The sequence below is a fragment of the Bradyrhizobium sp. genome, from assembly GCF_049798375.1.
Taxonomy (GTDB): domain Bacteria; phylum Pseudomonadota; class Alphaproteobacteria; order Rhizobiales; family Xanthobacteraceae; genus Bradyrhizobium.
Genome location: NZ_JBARGP010000425.1, coordinates 1 through 4674, shown reverse-complemented (window position 1 = coordinate 4674; position 4674 = coordinate 1). Strand labels below are relative to the sequence as shown.

Sequence of the window (4674 nt, the reverse complement as noted above, 5' to 3'; positions counted from 1 at the left end):
CTGGATGAGACGGCATTCCTCGACGGTCATTCGCTTGCCGGCTTTTTCGTCCGTCATCTCGTTCCGGCCATTGCGCCCGGCATCGGCGTGGCCGCGTTCTTCTGCTTCGTCTTTTCCTGGGTGGAGGTGGTGCTCGCCCGCATCTTGACGACCACCGGCGGCAAGCCGATCACGATGGCCATTAATGCGCTGTTTGGCTTCCGGACCGACGTCGGGCTGGTCATGGCGATGACCGTGCTCGCGATCGTCCCCGGAATTGCGACGATCTATTTTGCGCAAAACCATTTGGCCAAGGGTTTTGTGATCCGGACCTGAGCTATCAAAGGCGAAGCGACGGTCGAGCCGCAGGCGACATGCCGATGAGCCGCGAATCGTCGACGACCGCCGCACCTGAATGCAATGTCGCGTTCGCCGGCGGTCTAGCCACCTTGTCTTACACTATCGAGAAATTGCTCGCGTTCGCCAGGCGCATAGCCCTGGGACGCTCCCGGATAGAATTCAGCGCCACCATCGTAGGGTGCCGGCTGGTAGCGGGTCGGCGCTCTCGGTGGTACGTAGGCAAAACCCGATGCGGGGTCTGCGCGCATGTCCCGATCAGGACGAGCAATCGCGTGCGGCCGGTGCGCGTGATGCACCGGTGCCGCGGTCGCAGATCCACACAGGGTGATCAAAAGGCTCAATGCCAAAATAGAACGCATCGCTCGTTCTCCAATCGACGGCTGCGCCTGCTGAAGTAAGGCGAAGCTCGTGCCATCCCAACATCTAGCGGTTCACGATTGGTCACATCGGTGGCATCGCGCCCGCCCGGTATCGTCTTCATCATGGCGAGGCCGGCGTAAGGTGTCGCGGGTGACCCATGCGCTGCACGGCGGTCATTGTTCGCGCTGATCTCTTGCGCTTCTTGACGCGCTCCGTTCTTCTGTTCGCGGCATCGCCGGCCGGGACGATGCGCGCCTGCCTTTCCTCGCGGCCAACCGGGTACAGCCTCCATGCGTGTCTTCTCCGCCGCCCTCGCCACCGAGACCAACACCTTCGCGCCGATGCCGACGGGCATCGCGACCTTCCACGAACGCGCCTTCTTTCCCGCCGGCCAGCATCCGGACAAGATGCAGATGCATGGCGGGCCACTCTGGGCGGCACGGCAGGTCGGCCCGTCGCGCGGCTGGACGTTGATCGAGGGGCTGGTCGCCGCGGCCGTGCCGAACGGCGTCGTCACCCGCGCTGCGTTCGAGACCATGCGTGACCAGATCCTGGCAGATCTGCGCGCCGCGCTGCCGGTTGACATGGTGCTGCTCGGCCTGCACGGCGCCATGATCGCCGATGGCTATGACGACTGCGAGGGCGAGCTGATCACAGGGGTCCGCGAGATCGTCGGCCCTGATGTCGTGATCGGCGGCACGCTCGATCCGCACTGCCACATGAGCGCGGCGATGATCGACAATGCCGATCTGTTGATCTGCTGGAAGGAATATCCGCACACCGACATCTTTGAGCGCGGGCAAGAGCTGGTCGAACGTTGCGCAGCGCTGGTCGAGAAGCGGCTGACACTTCGCCATGCCCTCGTCGACACATCCATGATCATCACACTGCACACCACGCGCGAGCCGGTGCGCGGCTTCGTCGACCGCATCAGCGCGCTTGAAGGTAAGGACGGCATCGTCTCGGTCTCGGTCGTGCACGGCTTCGCCTGGGGCGACACGCCCGCGATGGGCACCAAGGTGCTGGTCTACAGCGAAGCGGCTATTGATCGCGACGGCGCCAAAGCCAAGGCGCTGGCGCGACGTCTCGCCGACGAGCTGGTCGCGATGCGCGACGCACTGACCGAGCTGACGCCCGGCATCGACGCGGCGATCGACCAGGCGCTGGCGATCGACGGCACCGTCGTGCTCGGCGATGCCAGCGATAATCCGGGCGGTGGCGCGCCCGGCGATTCCACCTACATCCTGCGCCGGCTGCTGGAGCGCAAGGTCGGCAATGCCTGCCTCGGTCCGCTCTGGGAACCGATCGCGGTGCGCATCGCCTTCGATGCCGGCGTCGGCGCCAAACTTCCCTTACGGATCGGCGGCAAGATCGGGCCGTTGTCCGGCGATCCGATCGATGCGATCTGGGAGATCAAGGCGCTGCAAGAGAACATGGTGATGACCGGGCTTGCCGGCACGCCGGCCAAGCTCGGTGACAGCGCTCTGATCGAAAGCGGCGGCGTCGCGGTCGTGATCACGACCTTCCGCTGCCAGACTTTTGGGGTCGACGTCTTCACCCAGCTCGGCTGCGATCCGCGCGCGCGCAAGCTGGTCGGCGTCAAGTCCGCGCAGCATTTTCGCGCCGCCTTCGCGCCGATCGCGACAGCGATCATCATGGTCGAGGCGCCCGGCGTGGTTGCGCGCGATCTCTCGCTGTTGCCGTACAAGAAGATCCAGCGCCCGAAGTGGCCTCTGGACCAACTGCCGAAGGCGTGACCCGAGCCGCTGTCTCAAAACGCGACGGGCATGGCGTTGCTGTTAATTTGTAGAACGCGCTCGGAACGAAGCGCGTCCGAATCGGTGGTGCTGCCCGGTACGTGATGTGTTCATGGCTAGATATCGCGCGCGAGCAGCGCGGCACGCCCATATCCAGTCTGATGGTCCGGACGGCCGATGGATTGATGGTTGAAAACGTAAACGCGCGGCTGTTCCAGAATGCGACGGCCGTGGTGTCCCTCTTAACTTCCTGAACGCGCTCGGAACGAAGCATATCCGAATCGCTGGCGAGGCTGGGTACGCAACCTGTTCACGGCTAGATGTCGGGCCTCGCCGGCGCGGTACGCATATTGAGCCGCGAGATCTGATCTCGCAGGCTGTTTCGCGCGCCTCGAAACGTTAAAGCCCGGCGCAAGCGCCGGGCTTTGGATGTCGAGCCGTCAGGCTGCAATCAGATCAGAACGCGACCTGCGTGCGCATCGCGAACGCATCGAAGGTCGAGCCTGCATTGACGGTGCTGGTGGAGCTGGCCTGCTTGGCGATATCGCCATGCAGGTAGTTGAACATGAAGCGGACGTTGCCGTTGACGTACCAGTTCAGGCCAGCGGTGTAGATATTCTGCCGGCCGCCGGCGATGCCGGCAGCGGTCGCGAGCCGATCGTTCAGGTCCACCGTGCTGAAACGCCCGGCGATTTCCCAGGCACCCCAGCCGCCGGCCTGCCACGAGAACGGCTGCGATGGCTTGACGCCGCCATAGGAAGCGCTCGAGGCGTTGTACTTGCGGCTTTCGCCGGTCAGGATGTAGGTCGCTTCGACATAGCCGCCCTGGAAGTTCAGGCTCGGCGCGCCGGTCGGCGGCAGGCCGGTGTTGGCAGTGCGGTCGATGTTGAACCAGTAATATTCGGCCTGCGCGAAGAACGAGCCATAGGTCCCGGCCGCCTCGACGCCGTAAACCTGGGCGCCGGAGACGTTGGCGATTGCGCCGGTCGAGATCAGCGAGGTCGGATCGATGCGCAACTCCGGACGATCGCTCAGGGTCAGCGTCTGCGCCTGGGTGACGAGGTTACGCGGCGGCTGGATCAGCCACTCCGCGTCGGCGCCGAGATGGACCGAATAGCCGGGGCCGCTCACGACCTGGCCGGCGACGCGCGCCACCGCACCATATTGCTCGCTGGTGCCGGGGGGCGTGACGCTGGAAGCCGAGTGGATCGCGCCGGTTGTCGGACCGGTGACATAACCACCCACCCAGAATTGGTCGTTCCACCAGCGCGAGCCAAAGGCCGATCGGAAATCGCCGGCGGCAATATTCTGGGCAATGACGCCCACCGAGGCGCGCTCCATGAACGGGATGTCGTTCGAGCTCGTGGATTCGTCGAGCGTCCAGGGCAGATCCATGATGCCGCCCTCGATCGCCATCTTGCCGCCGAACGGCTTGAAGCCGGTGTAGCTCAGGTAGGCGTTCTCGACGCCCGAGACGCCGCCGCCCGGAAGCGATCCGGCCGCGGTGCCGCCGAACCCGTCAGACGAACCGCCGAAATCGTAGATGAGCGCGTAGTTCCAGTCGCCGAAAAATTTGCCCAGGATACCGATGCGCGCGCGGCGGAGGTTTTCGCCGCTGTCGAGTTTCTGCGGCGAGGTTGCGGCGCCGTTCGGCCGATAATCATAGCCGCCGACGTCGAAATGAATCCGGCTGGTCAGCGAGATGCAATTCTCGCCATCGGCGGTGCAGATGGTCGGCCGGTTGTTCGGCATCGTCACCAACACGCCAGCGATCGGCGCCGTACCTTTCACCGGGTAGGCCGCATTGGCGTTCATGACGGCCGTCTTGACTTCGGCCTTGGCATTCTCTGCCTTGGCGCTGGCCGTCGCGGCGGCTTGCGTATTTGCCGTGGTCTGCCTCTGCAGCTTGTCGAGCTTCTGCTCCATCATCTTGAGCTGCTGCTTTAACAGCGCGATCTCAGCGTCGTTTCCCCCCGCCGACTGCGCCTGTGCCGCCGAAGCCGTGACGATCCCCATCACGGCCACGATTGTCGCCGTTCGCACCATCATAATCTTAAGCTCCCCATTGCAGGCGCCAAGCAGCCACCCCCGCGCCCGATTTTAGAAAACGTGAATGACTGTACTGCGACAGCCTATCCGTGTTTTCTGATTCCGGCTGTGTGAAAGCTGCCACATGTGCCATCCGCCTGCTTATGGGATGAGCATCATCATGCGAACA

3 protein-coding genes are annotated in these 4674 nt (G+C 64.0%); 2 read left to right on the top strand and 1 reads right to left on the bottom strand.

Going from position 1 to position 4674, the window contains the following annotated elements:
* The coding region (locus WA702_RS17950; RefSeq protein WP_425111878.1) for an ABC transporter permease subunit at positions 1–315 on the top strand (315 nt) is incomplete at its 5' end.
* A gap of 674 nt (positions 316–989) precedes the next feature.
* Positions 990–2456 carry a M81 family metallopeptidase gene (locus WA702_RS17945; RefSeq protein WP_425111877.1) on the top strand — a complete coding sequence of 489 codons (1467 nt, stop codon included), beginning with the start codon at positions 990–992 and terminating at the stop codon, positions 2454–2456.
* Between the two features lie 456 nt (positions 2457–2912).
* On the opposite strand, the gene WA702_RS17940 is transcribed toward WA702_RS17945, so the two are convergent.
* Complete coding sequence (locus tag WA702_RS17940) at positions 2913–4502, bottom strand: OprO/OprP family phosphate-selective porin (RefSeq protein WP_425111879.1); 1590 nt, start codon at positions 4500–4502, stop codon at positions 2913–2915.
* Positions 4503–4674 lie beyond the last annotated feature (172 nt).

Bases quoted from the DNA above. Each gene is read 5' to 3' on its own strand.
- WA702_RS17945 (WP_425111877.1), top strand. From the start codon at position 990: ATGCGTGTCTTCTCCGCCGCCCTCGCCACCGAGACCAACACCTTCGCG.
- WA702_RS17940 (WP_425111879.1), bottom strand. From the start codon at position 4,502: ATGGTGCGAACGGCGACAATCGTGGCCGTGATGGGGATCGTCACGGCT.